Annotated in this window: 19 protein-coding genes; 5 read left to right on the forward strand and 14 right to left on the reverse strand. The window is 50.8% G+C overall.

Annotated elements, in window-relative coordinates; translation table 11 throughout:
* Positions 1-8 precede the first annotated feature (8 nt).
* The 5 genes from EVJ34_RS04745 to EVJ34_RS04765 form a co-directional block, all read right to left on the reverse strand.
* Positions 9-239 carry a YneF family protein gene (locus EVJ34_RS04745; RefSeq protein ID WP_131435254.1) on the reverse strand — a complete coding sequence of 77 codons (231 nt, stop codon included), beginning with the start codon at positions 237-239 and terminating at the stop codon, positions 9-11.
* 124 nt (positions 240-363) lie between these two features.
* Positions 364-2,355 carry a transketolase gene (gene tkt / locus EVJ34_RS04750; protein WP_131484852.1) on the reverse strand — a complete coding sequence of 664 codons (1,992 nt, stop codon included), beginning with the start codon at positions 2,353-2,355 and terminating at the stop codon, positions 364-366.
* A gap of 198 nt (positions 2,356-2,553) precedes the next feature.
* Positions 2,554-2,787 (reverse strand): DUF896 domain-containing protein, encoded by a 234-nt coding sequence (locus tag EVJ34_RS04755; protein WP_131435257.1) that lies wholly within the window; start codon positions 2,785-2,787, stop codon positions 2,554-2,556.
* A gap of 60 nt (positions 2,788-2,847) precedes the next feature.
* Positions 2,848-3,492 carry a YneB family resolvase-like protein gene (locus EVJ34_RS04760; protein ID WP_131435259.1) on the reverse strand — a complete coding sequence of 215 codons (645 nt, stop codon included), beginning with the start codon at positions 3,490-3,492 and terminating at the stop codon, positions 2,848-2,850.
* Positions 3,493-3,564: 72 nt separating this feature from the next.
* Positions 3,565-3,798: a hypothetical protein gene (locus EVJ34_RS04765; RefSeq protein ID WP_131435261.1), complete on the reverse strand. Its 234-nt coding sequence runs from the start codon at positions 3,796-3,798 to the stop codon at positions 3,565-3,567.
* A 205-nt stretch (positions 3,799-4,003) separates the two neighbouring features.
* On the opposite strand from EVJ34_RS04765, the gene lexA reads away from it, so the two are divergent.
* Entirely contained in the window at positions 4,004-4,624 is a 621-nt protein-coding gene (gene lexA / locus EVJ34_RS04770) for a transcriptional repressor LexA (RefSeq protein WP_021067589.1), read from the forward strand.
* Positions 4,624-5,064: a metal-binding protein gene (locus tag EVJ34_RS04775; RefSeq protein ID WP_131484853.1), complete on the forward strand. Its 441-nt coding sequence runs from the start codon at positions 4,624-4,626 to the stop codon at positions 5,062-5,064. Before lexA ends, EVJ34_RS04775 begins: the two co-directional genes overlap by 1 nt.
* An 86-nt stretch (positions 5,065-5,150) precedes the next feature.
* On the opposite strand, the gene EVJ34_RS04780 is transcribed toward EVJ34_RS04775, so the two are convergent.
* The 6 genes from EVJ34_RS04780 to hflX form a co-directional block, all read right to left on the reverse strand.
* A complete protein-coding gene (locus EVJ34_RS04780) occupies positions 5,151-5,636 on the reverse strand; it encodes a P-loop nucleotide/nucleoside kinase family protein (protein ID WP_131484854.1) in 486 nt (161 codons plus the stop codon).
* Positions 5,637-5,701: 65 nt separating this feature from the next.
* Positions 5,702-6,805 carry a DNA alkylation repair protein gene (locus EVJ34_RS04785; protein ID WP_131484855.1) on the reverse strand — a complete coding sequence of 368 codons (1,104 nt, stop codon included), beginning with the start codon at positions 6,803-6,805 and terminating at the stop codon, positions 5,702-5,704.
* Between the two features lie 168 nt (positions 6,806-6,973).
* Positions 6,974-8,314 carry a type I glutamate--ammonia ligase gene (gene glnA / locus EVJ34_RS04790; RefSeq protein WP_131435269.1) on the reverse strand — a complete coding sequence of 447 codons (1,341 nt, stop codon included), beginning with the start codon at positions 8,312-8,314 and terminating at the stop codon, positions 6,974-6,976.
* A 46-nt stretch (positions 8,315-8,360) separates the two neighbouring features.
* A complete protein-coding gene (locus tag EVJ34_RS04795; RefSeq protein ID WP_131435271.1) occupies positions 8,361-8,762 on the reverse strand; it encodes a MerR family transcriptional regulator in 402 nt (133 codons plus the stop codon).
* A 93-nt stretch (positions 8,763-8,855) separates the two neighbouring features.
* Positions 8,856-10,151 carry a methionine gamma-lyase family protein gene (locus tag EVJ34_RS04800; protein ID WP_131485283.1) on the reverse strand — a complete coding sequence of 432 codons (1,296 nt, stop codon included), beginning with the start codon at positions 10,149-10,151 and terminating at the stop codon, positions 8,856-8,858.
* A gap of 7 nt (positions 10,152-10,158) precedes the next feature.
* Positions 10,159-11,403: a GTPase HflX gene (gene hflX / locus EVJ34_RS04805; protein ID WP_131484856.1), complete on the reverse strand. Its 1,245-nt coding sequence runs from the start codon at positions 11,401-11,403 to the stop codon at positions 10,159-10,161.
* Between the two features lie 102 nt (positions 11,404-11,505).
* On the opposite strand from hflX, the gene EVJ34_RS04810 reads away from it, so the two are divergent.
* Together EVJ34_RS04810 and EVJ34_RS04815 are read left to right on the forward strand one after the other, a co-directional pair.
* On the forward strand, positions 11,506-12,504 hold the full coding sequence (locus tag EVJ34_RS04810; protein ID WP_131484857.1) for a site-specific integrase: 999 nt from the start codon (positions 11,506-11,508) through the stop codon (positions 12,502-12,504).
* A gap of 61 nt (positions 12,505-12,565) precedes the next feature.
* Positions 12,566-12,961 carry a hypothetical protein gene (locus EVJ34_RS04815; RefSeq protein WP_131435277.1) on the forward strand — a complete coding sequence of 132 codons (396 nt, stop codon included), beginning with the start codon at positions 12,566-12,568 and terminating at the stop codon, positions 12,959-12,961.
* Here the strand turns inward: EVJ34_RS04815 and EVJ34_RS04820 are convergent, their stop codons facing one another.
* Positions 12,962-13,510, reverse strand: coding sequence for a GNAT family N-acetyltransferase (locus EVJ34_RS04820; RefSeq protein WP_131484858.1), 549 nt, complete (start codon positions 13,508-13,510; stop codon positions 12,962-12,964).
* Between the two features lie 142 nt (positions 13,511-13,652).
* Between EVJ34_RS04820 and EVJ34_RS04825 the strand changes: the two genes are divergently transcribed.
* Positions 13,653-14,813, forward strand: coding sequence for an MFS transporter (locus EVJ34_RS04825; RefSeq protein ID WP_131484859.1), 1,161 nt, complete (start codon positions 13,653-13,655; stop codon positions 14,811-14,813).
* Positions 14,814-14,868: 55 nt separating this feature from the next.
* On the opposite strand, the gene EVJ34_RS04830 is transcribed toward EVJ34_RS04825, so the two are convergent.
* Together EVJ34_RS04830 and EVJ34_RS04835 are read right to left on the reverse strand one after the other, a co-directional pair.
* The gene (locus EVJ34_RS04830) at positions 14,869-15,396 is read right to left on the reverse strand and encodes a hypothetical protein (protein ID WP_131484860.1); all 528 of its coding nucleotides are present in this window, start codon (positions 15,394-15,396) and stop codon (positions 14,869-14,871) included.
* The gene (locus EVJ34_RS04835; RefSeq protein ID WP_131484861.1) at positions 15,386-16,201 is read right to left on the reverse strand and encodes a hypothetical protein; all 816 of its coding nucleotides are present in this window, start codon (positions 16,199-16,201) and stop codon (positions 15,386-15,388) included. The genes EVJ34_RS04830 and EVJ34_RS04835 overlap by 11 nt, the downstream gene beginning before the upstream one ends.
* Positions 16,202-16,262: the final 61 nt, after the last annotated feature.

Here is a 16,262-nt window from a genome sequence, read left to right on the forward strand (position 1 = left end):
GATCATGTTTATTTCTTTTCGTTCTTCATTTGAACGTTCATGGCACGCATCACTTGGTTGACTTTCTTCTGTGACGGCTTTTGACCCATTTGCATCATCAATGTACGAATCATGTCTTCGTTGATCGGTGGGTTCTCTTCGAGGTAGTTCATCATGTATTTACGAGCGATAAAGAAACCGATCGCGATACCCCCGATTAGTGCTGCCACGATAAGAAGAATCCAGAATAATGTACTCAAGGCTTAACCTCCTCTACCATATGAAACATCGTTTTTTACTATACACTATATTACGCTAATTCGCTAGTCGTCTGAAAAAAAAGTGGTGACCCAAAACCTCCGGGCCACCACTGACAACATGCGATTAAAGTGATTTGACAGCTGCGACGACGTTGTCGACCGACATGCCGTATTCTTTCATGAGGAGATCCCCAGGAGCAGAGGCGCCGAACTTATCGATGCCGAGTACTTTTCCGCCGAAACCGACGTACTTGTACCAGCCGAGCGTCGCGCCCGCTTCGAGCGACACACGTTTCGTGATCGACGACGGAAGGACTGATTCTTTATACTCTGCCGATTGCGCTTCGAACAATTCCCACGAAGGCATCGAGACGACAGCCGCGTTCACGCCTTCAGCCGCGAGTGCTTCGCGAGCTTCGACGAGGACGTGGACTTCAGAACCTGTACCGAGAAGAAGGACGTCTGCCTCGCTCGAGTTACCCGCGACGACATAGCCACCTTTAGCTGCGTCTTCAATCGACGTACCAACGAGTTCTGGCAACGCTTGACGAGTCAAGACGAGAAGTGATGGTGACGATTTCGTCGTGATGGCTTGCTTCCAAGCCGCGATCGTCTCTTTTCCGTCAGCTGGACGGAGAACAGACAAGTTTGGCATTGCACGGAAGCTCATCAAGTGCTCGACCGGTTCGTGTGTCGGGCCGTCTTCGCCGACCGCGATTGAATCGTGCGTCAAGACGAACGTTGACGGGATACCCATGAGCGCAGCAAGTCGAACCGCTGGGCGAAGGTAATCCGAGAATACGAAGAACGTCGCGCCATATGGGAGGACCCCACCGTGGAGCGCCATCCCGTTGACGGCTGCTGCCATCGCGAATTCACGGACCCCGAACCAGATGTTGCGGCCGGCTGGATCTTCATCGAAGTCCGCAGCACCTTTAATCATTGTGTTGTTCGAACCAGCGAGGTCAGCCGATCCACCGAAGAGCGTCGGGACCGTTTTGGCAATCGCGTTCAATACTTCACCGCTCGTTTGACGAGTCGCTTTTTTCGAACCGATTTCGAACGTTGGCAACTCGCTGTCCCAACCTTCTGGGAGCTCATTGTTCATCGCACGTTCGAATTGGGCACCAAGTTCAGGATGTGCTGACTTGTATGCTTCGACGAGTTCATTCCAGTCCGCTTCATGTTTCGCACCCGGCTCAACGACTTTATCATTGAACAAGTCGTACACTTCGGTCGGTACGTAGAAGTTCTCGCCTTCCCATTTGTAGAACTGCTTCGTGAGTTCGATTTCCGCTTCACCGAGTGGTGCACCGTGCGATGCCGATTTTCCTGATTTGTTCGGTGAACCGAAACCAATCACCGTTTTAACTTCGATAAGTGTTGGTTTCGACGTTTCCGCTTTCGCTTCGTCGATTGCTTTCGCGATTGTATCGATATCCGTACCGTCCTCGACACGAATGACTTGCCAGCCATAGGCGTTGAAACGATCTTCGACACTTTCCGAGAACGACTTGTGAAGATCACCATCAAGTGAGATGTCGTTTGAATCATAAAGGACGACGAGCTTTCCGAGTTTCAAGTGACCAGCGAGTGAGGCAGCTTCTGCCGACACGCCTTCCATCAAGTCACCGTCTCCACAAATCCCGTATGTGAAGTGGTCAACCACTTTAAACTCATCGCGGTTGTATGTCGCTTCCAAATGCTTTTCAGCCATTGCCATCCCGACAGCCATGGCAATCCCTTGTCCGAGCGGTCCAGTCGTCGCGTCGACACCAGCTGTGTGACGATACTCTGGATGCCCAGGCGTCTTCGAATCCATTTGACGGAACGATTTGAGATCGTCCATTGAAAGGTCGTAACCAGATAAGTGAAGAAGCGAGTACAAGAGCATCGAACCGTGTCCCGCTGAAAGCACGAACCGGTCACGGTTGAACCAGTTCGGATTTTTCGGGTTGTGACGCATCTTATCCGTCCAAAGTGTGAACGCCATCGGAGCCGCACCCATCGGCATCCCCGGGTGACCAGAGTTCGCTTTTTGGACCGCATCGATTGAGAGCGTCCGAATCGAGTTAATCGCTAATAGTTCTTTAGTAGTTGTTTCCACTAATTTCATCCTCTCTGTTGTTACAAAGTTTCTACCCGTCATATTTTAGCACACTCATTCGTGTGTCACAACTAATTAATTAGTATAACACATTAAATGGAATCGTTTACTTCCTTTCGCTTGAAAACGCATCAATAAGCCCCCCTGATCAGCGTTCGCGTATAACAAACATGCACACCCTATATGAAATAGGATGTGCATTCATGGTCATTCCGAGCGGTGACGTTTCTGCTCGTCTTTTAGTTTTTCTGGCGTCACGTCGTTCCCGTCCGGATCGACGACCTTCATTCCCATCATCTGTGATTTGAATGATTGGCGGAACGCTTGCAAATATTGTTGACGTAGTACTTGTTGCTCGTCCATCTCTTGAGTTGATAGACCATCTGTTTTCGCTTTGTTGGCGAGGAAATTGATTCGCTCCAACTGTTCAGGTGCTAGCATCAGGCTCGCCCCCTCTCTACTGAATTTGTTCTTCTACTGTACAAAATCAGCGAGCAGGAATCAAGTTTCTGGTACCGATACATGCTCCAAATAGCGTCGATTCACGGTCGCTTTCGATACCTCATAACCAAAACCCCGAAGCGTGGCCGCAATTTCAGCGAACGTGAGCCCACGCTCGCGCAGTTGGACGATTTCCTCAATCGGGACCTCGATTCGGCTCCGACCACCTTGGTCGTGGTGCTGAATATTTCGATGCGGATTGAAGCCATTTGCGACCGCCCGGCGCATTCCACGCGATATTTTAGCGTTATGAATCTTACGTTGATACTCTTCGACGACACTCACGATTTCGAGCACCATTTTCTCGGCATCAGAGACGACGTATTCATCGGACGACTGCATCGTCAACAAGCGGACGTTATGCTTCATGAGTGTATGCAAGATGGCAATTTTCGCGTTTCCCCGCCCCAGACGACTGTCATCGCTAACGAGCACAGCATCGAGGTGGGACGTCGAAACGTGCTCCAACAAATCAAGTAATCCAGTCCGATTGACCTCATACCCGCTCTCTTGCTCGCTGATCACATCAACGATTTCGGCGTCAAGACGTTTCGCCATCTGCGTCAATTCGTCCGCCTGACGACTGAGCGATGTCTCTTGGGTGGACTTGTTCGTCGATACGCGACAATAAATGACGACCCTCATCGCGTCACTTCCTTTCTCTCCATTCGCCCTCTACGATACACAGGTTTAGGGGCTGTTCGCAATCAGAAAAGATTATTCGGCGGCGAACCACGTCGTCTCGTCGTTCTCTTCCTCGTCTCGTTCAGCGAGAATGTGCGCTTCGAGCGTCTCCGCCTCGGTCAAGGCGACTTCTTCTTCAATGCTGTGTTCGACTTTTTGTTCGGTCACGGCGACCTCATTGTTACGCAGCTCACCGACTGCAAAAAATGCGAACATACCAAGTGCCAACATGCCGACTAAAATGATTCCATTAATAGTATCTCTCATGATGATTACCTCCTGGGAATAAGAATGCACGTTCTCGGGAACGTTTGTTCGTTTATCTGTTCTCATCATAAAACAAGAACTTCTGTTCGGTCAAGTAGAAAAAAACGAACGAATGTTTGTGCGCTCATGTGTTCTTGTGTTAAACTAAATCCATAAAGAATAGGATGCGTTCGCAGGTTATTCGACATAATCGAGGTGAAATCCATTGAAAAAAATGTCAGCAAGACAACAACAGATTCTTGATTTTATAAAAGCTGAGGTCCGAGCAAAAGGGTATCCCCCTTCAGTCCGCGAAATCGGCGAAGCTGTCGGGCTCGCATCGAGCTCGACCGTCCACGGCCACTTGGACCGTCTTGAAAAACGTGGATTGATTCGACGTGACAAAACGAAGCCACGTGCCATCGAGATTTTGGATGAAGAGATGTCAGTCGTCGAAGACCATGATGCCGTCATGTATGTGCCGGTCATCGGGAAAGTCACAGCCGGTACGCCGATCACAGCGATCGAGAACGTGGAAGAACACTTCCCGCTCCCGGCTCACGTCGTCGGATCCGACAACGTCTACATGCTTTCGGTCTCCGGAGACTCAATGATTAACGCAGGAATTTTGGATGGGGACCGCGTCCTCGTTCGTCAACAGAACACGGCCGACAATGGAGAGATTGTCGTCGCTATGACCGATGAAGGCGAAGCGACCGTGAAACGGATTTATAAAGAGGCTTCGAAAGTTCGCCTCCAACCGGAGAACGACGAGCTTGAAGCGATGTATTTCGATAACGTGTCAATTTTAGGGAAGGTCATCGGTGTATACCGCACGATTCACTAATGGCGAGTGGCAAGACACATACCCGTACAAATCTCGTGGCAATCGGTGCTCTTGCGATTGCCACGCCTTTTATTGACATCGATGTGCCGACGGTTTTCCTGCTCGGCGCTCTCATCGGGACGTTCTGGCTCTCCCCGGACCTCGATTTGAAGTCTGACGCCTACTACCGATGGGGGCCGCTCCGGGGCTTTTGGCTCCCTTACGTGAAGCTCATGCCTCACCGATCGCTGTTTTCACATCTGCCGCTGTTGAGCGATCTCATCCGGGTCATCTATCTCGGCTTCCCGCTCACGCTTGTTCTCACGCTCACACCGTATGAGGAAGCTGTCAGCTCTTGGCTCGACCTGAACGGAGTGGCATGCTTCTTCGGACTCGTCTTCGCGACGACGCTACATACCGCGCTCGACTACGCGTCTACGTTCCTGAAGCGTGCGTTTTAAACAGATAGTTATGCTATACACCTAAAAGGGCAACCCGTCTAGTAGACTGGGCTGCCCTTTTTTAAGCGTCTGAAGATATTAACGGATTAATCATACTCGACAATTCGGATTCCTTCCGACTCAGAAGGTGCTTCAAAAAATGAAGTGACATAATCGAACACTTCTTTTGTGTCAAATACTGCTCGCTCAGGCATTTCTGTCCGCCTGTTAGCAATTTGTCTCATACACTGCTTGTCGCTAAGGTTCAGATAAATCAATTGATGGTCTGCACCAACCTCAGTCGCCATGGCAAGAAACCATTGACGTAGACCGATTGTGTTGGCCGGGAAGTCCATCACGACATCCACCCCTACTTCAAGCATGCGCTTGACAGTTGTTTCTACGATTGGTTTGAGAAGTTCAGCGTGTCGTCTGTAATCTTCGAACGTATGAATCTGATTAGGATAAAGTGCCTGTAACCACTCATCTTCAGACAACCGTACCGCATGCTTTTCGAGCTCGATTCGCTTGGATGTCGTTGATTTCCCTGCCCCCATCTTCCCACAAAGAAAAAATAATGTCCCTTTTTCCATCGTGATCATCTCTCCTGTCCACACAGATTTGGGTGCTGGCATCATATTGTATCGCAAAGTATGAATCAATCATTACGTTGATGCAACATGATGTGATTCTCAGCGACTTCGCGACCATTTACCAACAAGACGATTCGATGCTCACCCGGATAATGCCTACGGGTCGTCAAATCAGACCAGTTATGAACTCTATTCGCTGCAAGTCGCGCACCCCCGGCGACGATTTTATTCGCTAACAGGAAGGCTTTACGACTCGCTTTCCCGTTCGCTTTTATGAAATCGATGGCGTATTCGACACGAATATAGGCGGCATCTCCTGGACGAATCGACATCTCATACTGAATCTCGCACGCCTCACCTATGCTGATCACATTCGGATGTATCGTAATCGATGCGTTGACGGTTAAATCTGTTTCTTGCGTATAACCAAACAATGTTAACGCGTCCGGGTGTGCAGATTTAATTAACGTTCGGCACGCATGTCTGATGACCCAGTCGGTATGAGGATGTTCGCCTTGCCATCGACGCGAGACTTCGAGCACGGCTTCAGGGTGATCTTTCGAGATATCGTTGAGGTTGTTGGCGACACTTTTTCTTACATATAATGAGGGGTCTCGTTTTAATAACTCTAAAACTGCCAACACTGGAGCCGGGTCTTCTTTGAACATCGGTAACGATTCCGCCCACGGAAGACGCGGGCGACAGCCTTCACTTGCCAACCTTCGTACATGCTCATCCGGATGCTCGGCCCATGCCATCATGCGATCCATCACTCGCGTCGAATCACGAAGCAGAAAAGATCGGATCGCGAATTCAGAAGACGATTTCTGGGTGAAGAGTTCGAGCGCTGACATCGAACGTTCCCAATGTTCTTCAGCCTGTCCATGGACTGCGACGAAATCGGGAAAGAATAAGTATGGAAAGCCGACACAATCGTCTGCAATTTTAACCAATACGTCCAAAGCGGACTCGTAATCTTCAGGTAAAAACTGGCCGAGCTTTGTCGAAATCCGGCGCATCCGTCCTTTGAGCGCTAACGCTTCCCATGACTCATCTACAATCGATGCGACAAATGCCTGTATGTCAAATGACGGGTAAACGGATTGAATCCGTCGCCCAAATTCTAATAAAAACTTCTCATCATACACGTCTTTTAACGGCGTTGCCATTGTTAAGCCCCCTCGATCCGCTTCGATTACGCTTATATTTCGAGTAACCGCTTCTCATTATATTGATTAATGAGAATGAATGACACAAAAAGAGCTCTGAATGAGCACTCCTTGCGAAGACTCATTCAGAGCTCTAGTTTTTAATGGGAATATCCCTTTTTAGGAGACTTAGTAGAGCGTCATGTACTGATCGCGTTCCCACTCTGTTACTTGCGTACGGAACATATCCCACTCGATTTCTTTCAACTCGAGGAAGTGTTCACCGATGTGGTCACCGAGAGCATCCATCACGACTTTGTCGGCACGAAGGACTTCGAGTGCGTCGAAGAGTGTAGCCGGAAGATCGTCAATCCCGTTCGCAACACGCTCTGGCTTGTCCATCACGTAGATGTTGCTGTCGATCGGCTTCGGAGCCGTCATGTCTTTCTCGATTCCGTCAAGGCCAGATGCCAAGAGAGTCGACAAGGCGAGGTACGGGTTCGCCGCTGGGTCAACCGAACGTACTTCGATACGCGTCGAGAGGCCACGGGCCGCAGGTACACGAACGAGTGGTGAACGGTTGCGCGCGCTCCATGCTACATAGCAAGGTGCTTCGTAACCAGGTACGAGGCGCTTGTATGAGTTGACCGTCGGGTTACAGACGGCCGTGAACGCACGAGCGTGCTCGAGAATCCCTGCCGTGAAGGCGCGGGCTGTATCTGACAATTCCATTTCGCCGTTCGGGTCGTAGAAGACGTTCGTGTCGCCTTTGAAGAGCGACATGTTGGCATGCATCCCAGAACCGTTGACACCGAAGAGCGGTTTCGGCATGAACGTCGCATGAAGGCCATATTTCGCCGCGATTGTCTTGACGACGAGTTTGAACGTTTGGATGTTGTCAGCCGTTGTGACTGCATCCGCGTATTTGAAGTCGATTTCGTGCTGTCCTGGAGCGACTTCGTGGTGTGACGCTTCGATTTCGAAGCCCATGTTTTCGAGCTCGATGACGATCTCTTTACGGCAGTTCTCGCCGAGATCGACCGGTGCCAAGTCGAAGTATCCGCCTTGGTCGTTGAGTTCGAGTGTTGGTTGCCCGTTCAAGTCTTTCTTAAAGAGGAAGAACTCAGGCTCTGGTCCGACGTTGAACGCTGTGAAGCCAAGCTTTTGCATGTGCTCAAGGTTACGCTTCAAGCTACCGCGCGGGTCCCCGCTGAACGGTGTACCGTCTGGATTATAAATATCACAAATCAAGCGAGCGACTTTTCCGCTGCCATCTGTCCACGGGAAGACAACCCATGTGTTGAGGTCTGGATAGAGGTACATGTCTGATTCCTCGATGCGTACGAAACCTTCGATTGAAGAGCCGTCGAACATCATCTTGTTATCAAGTGCTTTGTCCAATTGGCTGATTGGCACCTCGACGTTTTTAATCGTACCGAGGATGTCCGTGAATTGAAGACGAATAAAGCGTACGTCCTCTTCTTGTGCGATCCGTTTGATGTCTTCTTTCGTGAACGTTTTTCTGGCCATGGTAAAATGTCCCCTCTCACATTGTGTAATGGTTAATGTACTGGCGTCATCGATAAAAACGTGACAACTCACCTTGAATGAGCGACGTCTTATTGAAACGGCCAGCTTCTTGAAGCTGTGTTTTCAATAATTGATGTAACTCTTTTTCAGAGATCTTCGGCGCTTCATTGATCGGAGCTTTTGCGGTTTGTTCCGCTTCTTTGGCAGCCTCGTTGTCGAGCATATGACGAATTGCCGCTAAGTTGAACCCTTGGTCGATGAAATCCTTGATCGCGAGTAGACGTTCGACATCATTAAAGGAATAGAGCCGTCGTTTCGATTCCGTCCGACTAGGCGAAACCAGACCCTGTTCTTCATAGTACCGAATCTGTCTACCTGTCAGCTGTGTCAAATCTTGAACGATTCCAATCGGAAACAACGGGTTGGAGCGACGAAATTGATCGGCCATCTCATACCCCTCCTTTTCTGTCTCACACTGTGAGAATAATACATGACAACTTACCTGTCAATAGATGTTAAGAAAGTTAACATGACATTTCGGTTACAACTTTTGTGAGATTTTGTCACGGTCAAATGTGACGAGATCTTTCGTCCGCAATTGGCTCAAGGCGAGCATGAGCGCGACCTTAACGTGGGCGTATGTCAAGCCGCCTTGAACGTACGCCGTGTAAGGGGCACGGAGCGGACCATCGGCCGACAGTTCGATTGATGACCCTTGAATAAACGTCCCAGCCGCCATAATGACGTCATCCTCGTAGCCAGGCATATAGGCTGGTACCGGCAACGCATGGGCATTGACCGGTGACGCCATTTGGATACTTTGGCAAAACGCGATCATCTTGTCGCGATCGCGGAACGTCACCGACTGAATCAAGTCGGTACGGGGTGTCGTGTAATGCGGGTCGGTCTCAAAACCGAGCAATCCGAGTAGGCTCGCCGTCAAGTGTGCCCCCTTCAACGCTTGGGCGACCGTGTGCGGCGCCATATAAAAGCCTTGATACATTTCTTGGAGCGAATAGAGCGACGGACCGGCCTCGCTTCCGATGCCTGGCGTCGTCATCCGGAACGAGCAACGTTCGACGAGTTCTTTCGTTCCAGCGATATAGCCGCCCGTCTTCGCCAAACCACCACCCGGGTTCTTGATGAGCGAGCCGGCCATGAGGTCGGCCCCGACATGGGTCGGTTCAATCGTCTCGACGAATTCGCCATAGCAGTTGTCGACGAAGATGAAGACGTGCGGATGCGCCGCTTTGATTTTCGTAATCGCCTCTCCAATCTCTTGGACCGGGATGCTGCGACGGTTGGCGTAACCTTTCGAGCGCTGGATGCCGACGAGCTTCGTCTCGGGGCGAATCCGTCCGATGACGGTTTCGACGTCGATTCGGTCCTCTTTCAACTCGATCGTGTCGTAGCCGACTCCGAGTTCTTTGAGCGAGCCACGGCCGTCTCCGCGAATCCCGACGATTTCTTCAAGTGTATCGTACGGCTTGCCGGTAATGTAGAGCAGTTCATCCCCAGGCAACAACACACCGAACAAGGCGATCCCGATGGCGTGCGTCCCGGAGATGATTTGCGGGCGACAGAGTGCGAGGTCGGTGCCGAACACGTCGGCATAAATCGATTCGAGCGTGTCGCGCCCGATATCGTCATAGCCGTACCCCGTCGTCGGATTGAAATGAAAGTCCGACACTTTGTGCTTCTTGAACGATTCGAGGACGCGGAACTGATTGAATTCCGCCGTCTCCTCGATCTCTTCAAAATAGGGTTTTACCCGTTCTTCCGCTTGTTTTACGAACGGGGCCAATTCATCATAATACGCAATCTTTTCTTGCCACATCATTGTTTCACACCTCAAATTGTTTCAGCGTCGCATATAGACGCGTGTCTTCTCTCATATAACCAACGAGTTCGACCGAACCGTCATCGAGGAAATTCTCCTCGAGCCGGTACATCGACTCTTTCGCCGGATGGTAATGCTCGAACGAACGAACTGGCAAGACGACGTGGACCCGCGTCAAGATGTCGCAGATTTTATCCTCGATTGAGCCGATGAGCCCATCGACGTCAGCCGGGTCGAGCGCCGACATAAGAAGCGGTCCACCGATGAAGTCTTCCGTCAAACGGTCTTTCTTATTGTATACCTCGAGTTGCGGCACCTCACTCGCCCCAAGCTCCGTCAAGACTGAGTTGGTCGTGTCGATTTGGTTCAAGTAGTGCGGGTTCGACGCATCGATGATATGAAGCACGAGGTCGGCCCCGACGACTTCTTCAAGTGTCGAGCGGAACGCAGCGACGAGTTTCGTCGGCAAGTCCCGGATGAAACCGACCGTATCGGTGATGAGTACCTTGCCGCCACGCGGCAGTTCGAGTTCACGGGTGAGCGGATCAAGCGTCGCGAACAGTTCGTCCTGTTCGTACGTATCGGCGTCCGTCAAGCGGTTAAAAATCGTCGACTTCCCGGCGTTCGTGTACCCGACAAGGGCAACTTGGAACACGCGGTTCTCTTTCCGGCGTTCACGGTAACGGTCACGGTGGGCGACCGTCCCTTCGAGCTGTTTCGTGATTTCGTCGATGCGGCGCTTGATGTGTCGGCGGTCGGACTCAAGTTTCGTCTCACCCGGTCCTCGTGTCCCGATTCCGCCACCGAGACGTGATAGTTGCGTGCCTTGCCCGATTAATCGCGGGAGCAGGTAGTTCATCTGGGCGAGCTCGACTTGGAGCTTCCCTTCTTTCGATTGGGCCCGGCCGGCAAAGATATCTAGAATCAATTGCGTCCGGTCAATCAGTTTCATCTCGTCCGGATCGTTCAGCGAGATGCGAATGTTCTTCGACTGGGCTGGCGACAGCTCGGCGTTGAAGATGACGATATCCGGCTCGAAATGTTCGATGAGCACCGCGAGCTCCTCGACCTTCCCTTTTCCGATGAACGTGCGGCGGTCGACTTGTTGCCGTTTCTGATCGAGACGGGCGACGACCTCACCTCGTGCCGTATCGACCAATTCGACGAGTTCCCCCATCGATTGTTCATATGTCCAATCGTCGACGGTCGGTAATTGACATCCGACGATAATGACTTTCTCTCGTTGCATAAAAATCCCTCATTCCTATAAGTCTCATCCTCCATCTTACCACGAAACGACGAATGGAGAACGTCCGTTTGTGGTACGATATGGAGAGAAGGAGGAACGTCCATGACGAAACGTAGAAAAGAGTATCCATTGCCTGAATATATCGAGGCGTACTTGTTCCATCTCGGCGCGAGCGGCCGCCAACCGTCGACGCTGAAACGCTATCGGTACGATTTGATCGATGTGCACAAGTACTTTCATGACCATAACGTCGAGCTCGATGCCCCGGAGGCGTGGCTCGCCGTCCCGCTCGAATCGTGGAAGACGTTCGTCAACGACTTCCTCATCGAGGAGAAGCAATACCAACAGGCGACGGTCGCCCGGATCGTCACCGTCATCAATAGCCTGACCGTCTTTATGAACCCGCTCCGGAAGAAGATGCTCGCCTATGCGCAACCGGCCCACACGCTTACCGTCGACCAGATCGCCTTGCCTGCTGAGTTCAATAAGCTCGTCCGGACGATCCGTTCGACAAGCGGTTTGAGTGAGAATCAACTCCAGGCGCACCCATACCTCGTCAACCGGAACGAACTGATCGTGACGCTTTTCTATAAATATGGACTCCGGGTCCACCACATCATCCGTCTCCGGATGAATGACCTGCATCTCGCGAGCCAAGAGTTCGACGTCTATGACCGGCTCGGCAACCGCTTCTCATTAAAGCTCAGTCAAGAAGACCAGACGCTTCTCATGAACTATTTGGCCGACATCCCGACGCCCGTCCGTCCGCGTTGGTATTCGGACGATCCCGTCTTCGTCTCGTTCGACTTCTCGCGGATGACGTTCCGCTGGGTGTATGCGAAAAACCAGCCGAAACAATTGACGATTGTCATGATCACGAAGATGATGCGCCAATTGAACGAACGGAGCGGTCTCACCCGCTCGGTCACACCGTCGATGCTCCGGAACGCCCACGTCTTGAAGACGTATGCGACCGACATGACGTCACTCGAGCGGATGAACGTGACGTGTATGCATAAAGAGTCATCGCTCCGGCGCTATGAGCAGGCGTATGCGGAGTTCGGCGCGACGCTCTATGAATCAGGGGGAGTTACCCCGTAACCAGTCGTCATCTTTGAAGGTGACGGCTTTTCTACTTGATGATCAGAAAGGTGGGTGTCCCATGTTTTATCAGAAAATCCAGTCCGCCCTCATCAGTTTATTCATCATCCCTTTCGTGTTGCCATTCCTATTTCCCGATGCCCTCGAGTTGTCGTATGGGCCAAGTGTGGCGATCTATTTGCTTTATGCCATTCCGATAGTGTTCACCTACGGGACGTTCATGTCTCTAATTTCTGAGTATAACAGCCAAAAGACGCCATTCCGTTCAAAACGGATGACGTCTTTGGTGTTTCACCTTATAGCTGGTTGGTTGTTCGTGATTCCATATGGACTGTTATTCGACCTATCCATCTTCGAGACAGGCTTCTTTAATTTCGCATCGTTACTCGGAGTATCGAGTGCCCTCGTCTTCTATATGGTCGACCAACTGCTTGGTCATCATTTCAGAACGCTTTAGTCAGTGGGCCCACTCATCTCGCAACAAGCCGTACACGACATGGTCGACATAACGGTCATAGAGCCACTCCGCGTTCCGGAGCACCCCTTCTTCGAGAAAACCGAACCGTTCCGGCAAGGCCCGACTCTTCACATTTCCAGTCGCGACCCGAATCTCGATTTTATCAAGTTTCAAGTCACGGAACCCGTAGTCGATGACCGTCTCGAGTGCTTGGCTCATGATGCCCTTGCCTTGAAAGTCTTGGCCGAGCCAATAGCCGACCGTGCCGCACTTGATGCCCCGGTCGATGTCGTTGAAACCAATCGTCCCAGCGAGCTCGCCCTGATACACAATCGCGAACGATTTCGGATAGCCGCCGGTCTCCATCAACCCTTTAATCCGCCCTTCGATATTTTTTCGCGAATCGTCGACCGTCTCAGTGTAATCGAGCCAACCGAGCCACTCCCGCAAATACGGCTTCGACGCCATCGTCAACTGGAACAACGCCTCCGCGTCATTGATGGTGAACATTCGTAGTTGAAGCTGGTCGTTGATGTCATAGCGTAACATGTCGTTTCCCCCGTTTACTTTCCAATTATTGTGCTCTTCATCATTTTATCGTAAACTATTTGTAAATAATTTGAAAGCGGTGAAAGTATGTAATTCGACATCATGTCATCCACCCAAAATTGAATAGTTCTGGAGGAGAGTCATGATGAAGTCGTTTTATCTGCTGTTGGTCAGTCAATGGCTGGCCAATATCGGCGACGTGCTCTATATCGTCGCCTTGATCGCTTTGTTCTATCAACAGACCGGTTCTGCCCTCGCAGCGGCCAGTTTCCCGATTGCCGTAACGATCGGCATGACCGTGAGCGGTTTGTTCTTCGCCCGCGTCCTAGCTCGGTTCACGCTTGGTCAGACGTTGCTTGTCACACAACTGTTGAAAACAGTCTTGCTCGGGGGCGTCATCTGGTCGGAGTCGATTCTCGTCCTCGGACTCGTCGTGCTCATCGCCTTCTTGGACGGATTCGCCCGACCGGTCCAGGCGTCGTTCATCCCACGGTTGACGACGAATCGCCAACAAGCGAACAGTCTCGTCCAAGGGTCGAACCAGTTCATCCAGTTGGCGATGTGGCCGCTCGGCACGATAGTCGTCGCTTCTTTCTCAAGCGCGATTGCCTTGACCGTAACGTTGATGTTATTCATGCTCTCGACGCTCGTCACGTATCAATTCGTCCGTTCCCTCGAGCGCGACGTGACGGTAGAAGATGGCGAATCAGACATATCGCTTAAGGACAGCCTCGCCTTCGTGCGCACGGCTCCTTTCGCCAGGTTAATCACGGTGTTCGTCACGTTCGAGTCGTTTGTCAGTACGCTCTGGATCTCGGCGCTCCTGCTCGTCTATCTGGAACGCCACCTCCACATCGATACCGGCTGGTGGGGCACAATGAACGCGAGCTTCTTGGTCAGCATGATTCTGGCCAGCGCTTACCTGTATCGCGCAAAGCGCAACAGCTCGTTCGCCGTCAGCTCCATCTTGTCTGTCGGTGCGGCCCTATTGTTCGGCATGACATCTCATATCGCGTTCGCGCTCATCGCGCTCGCGGTTCAGGGATACGCCACCCAGCTCCGCATCATCCAGACGAACACGGTGCTCCAAGGAACGACACCACCCTCGCAACTTCCTTACGTATATAGCGTCCAACAGACGGCCTACACCTTCGCCTTCAGTATCGGCAGCCTGACGTTCGGAATGCTCGCGGACGGATTGCCGATTACGGTCGTCTATTTGATCGGCGCAGGTTTGACCGTTCCGCTCGTCTGGCTCGGTCGACAAATCGATCAGACAGAAAATTTGATTCAATCTGCATAATTAGAAGGCGCCTTCTCGATGTGAGAAGGCGTTTGTTTGCTATGATACGTACTTCTTACGATTGCTCGTAGTAATGATTCCCGCCAAAATAGATGGTCGGGCTCCCGCGACGGATGCATTTCAACCCGATCGCCGCCTCGACAGTCGGATTCGACATCGTGATGATCTCGAGGACCGTATCCAAACCATAAATCCGATAGTGGCAAAATGTAACGACGTCCGGTTTGATGTCTTCCCACAATTGGAAACGTGTTTTTTGGAGTTGCTCGAGATAGCCTGACCTTGTGTAACGAACGATTTGATTTCCTTCCCATTGGTCGTGAGGCGTCATCACCACCCCATCGGCATACGATTCATCGATGATTTCTATGTAGATGACGTCTTCGAAGCAAAGCTTCACGTTCACCATTTCGCTTTGCGGATGAATCCCATTCGCCTCGATCCACTTGCGGAACGAGGTGTTCTGTTTCTTGCGGTGGTCGAGAAGTTGCAGCTGAAACGTCAGAGTTTTGAGTCCGATGTCATAATCAAAAGCAAACACGCGCATCATCCCGTCATACAGGAACAAATCTTCAAATCTCATTGGAAATCACCTCTCCAGGATGTTCATATTGAAATATTCCGAACCCATATCCTTCTGTCAAATCACCTCCGAAGAACAATGAGACGGTTCCGGTCTCGTTCGGGATTAGGAATCGAACACCTTCCCACTCTTCATAGTGTTCCAGAATTGACACAAGTTGATAAATCACTTGTTGCGGTTGTTTAGAGACATCATAGCTCACCTTATACGTCTTCGACCACACCCATTTCCCTCTAGATTCAACTGTATAACCGCTTCTCATCCGCTTCGCCCATGACTCAAGATCTGATAAAAATTTATTCTTGGGTAGGACGACTTGGAATGACGTAACACCGAGTGTGATTAATAAGTCCGCAATGAATGCCGCAGGGCGCTTCACTTTCGGTAAACTGAACTCTCTCCATTCACTGTCTAATGACAAACCATAGGCATCTTCCATTTTCAGAGAATACGAATCCGGATCATGAAACGGCTGGCTATGCGTCAATATAAAATCGAGAAAAGAAACATCATGTCCCACTAGCTCAACGGACACAACTTTTTCTGTATATAATTTACGATGATACGGGTCATACCAAAACACTAGCTGTTCATTCGAATAGATGCCGAACGGTAATGTCAAATCGATCCATCGAAGCTGAAGCAATTCTGGCTTCGTTACATGTAAGTCCAGCTCTGAAAAGTCTATCACTCGGTAAGCATCATGAACCAAGGTTTGTGACCAGATTGTACTGAGTTGAAACAAATCAATCGTTTGAAACGTTTGCGCGTGTAGATGCTGAACATCTAATGCATCGAAATTCAAAATGTATTCCCCTTTCCATGAACGGTATGCTGAATCGATCACAAGTGATGTCGTATACTGA

This window comes from Exiguobacterium sp. SL-9 (assembly GCF_004336985.1).
Lineage (GTDB): Bacteria > Bacillota > Bacilli > Exiguobacteriales > Exiguobacteriaceae > Exiguobacterium.

What these genes read in the sequence shown, in the direction of transcription:
- tkt (WP_131484852.1), bottom strand. Translation starts at nt 2,355, where the DNA reads ATGAAATTAGTGGAAACAACTACTAAAGAACTATTAGCGATTAACTCG.
- EVJ34_RS04755 (WP_131435257.1), bottom strand. Translation starts at nt 2,787, where the DNA reads ATGCTAGCACCTGAACAGTTGGAGCGAATCAATTTCCTCGCCAACAAA.
- EVJ34_RS04760 (WP_131435259.1), bottom strand. Translation starts at nt 3,492, where the DNA reads ATGAGGGTCGTCATTTATTGTCGCGTATCGACGAACAAGTCCACCCAA.
- EVJ34_RS04765 (WP_131435261.1), bottom strand. Translation starts at nt 3,798, where the DNA reads ATGAGAGATACTATTAATGGAATCATTTTAGTCGGCATGTTGGCACTT.
- EVJ34_RS04775 (WP_131484853.1), top strand. Translation starts at nt 4,624, where the DNA reads ATGGCGAGTGGCAAGACACATACCCGTACAAATCTCGTGGCAATCGGT.
- EVJ34_RS04780 (WP_131484854.1), bottom strand. Translation starts at nt 5,636, where the DNA reads ATGGAAAAAGGGACATTATTTTTTCTTTGTGGGAAGATGGGGGCAGGG.
- EVJ34_RS04785 (WP_131484855.1), bottom strand. Translation starts at nt 6,805, where the DNA reads ATGGCAACGCCGTTAAAAGACGTGTATGATGAGAAGTTTTTATTAGAA.
- glnA (WP_131435269.1), bottom strand. Translation starts at nt 8,314, where the DNA reads ATGGCCAGAAAAACGTTCACGAAAGAAGACATCAAACGGATCGCACAA.
- EVJ34_RS04795 (WP_131435271.1), bottom strand. Translation starts at nt 8,762, where the DNA reads ATGGCCGATCAATTTCGTCGCTCCAACCCGTTGTTTCCGATTGGAATC.
- EVJ34_RS04800 (WP_131485283.1), bottom strand. Translation starts at nt 10,151, where the DNA reads ATGTGGCAAGAAAAGATTGCGTATTATGATGAATTGGCCCCGTTCGTA.
- hflX (WP_131484856.1), bottom strand. Translation starts at nt 11,403, where the DNA reads ATGCAACGAGAGAAAGTCATTATCGTCGGATGTCAATTACCGACCGTC.
- EVJ34_RS04810 (WP_131484857.1), top strand. Translation starts at nt 11,506, where the DNA reads ATGACGAAACGTAGAAAAGAGTATCCATTGCCTGAATATATCGAGGCG.
- EVJ34_RS04815 (WP_131435277.1), top strand. Translation starts at nt 12,566, where the DNA reads ATGTTTTATCAGAAAATCCAGTCCGCCCTCATCAGTTTATTCATCATC.
- EVJ34_RS04820 (WP_131484858.1), bottom strand. Translation starts at nt 13,510, where the DNA reads ATGTTACGCTATGACATCAACGACCAGCTTCAACTACGAATGTTCACC.
- EVJ34_RS04825 (WP_131484859.1), top strand. Translation starts at nt 13,653, where the DNA reads ATGATGAAGTCGTTTTATCTGCTGTTGGTCAGTCAATGGCTGGCCAAT.
- EVJ34_RS04830 (WP_131484860.1), bottom strand. Translation starts at nt 15,396, where the DNA reads ATGAGATTTGAAGATTTGTTCCTGTATGACGGGATGATGCGCGTGTTT.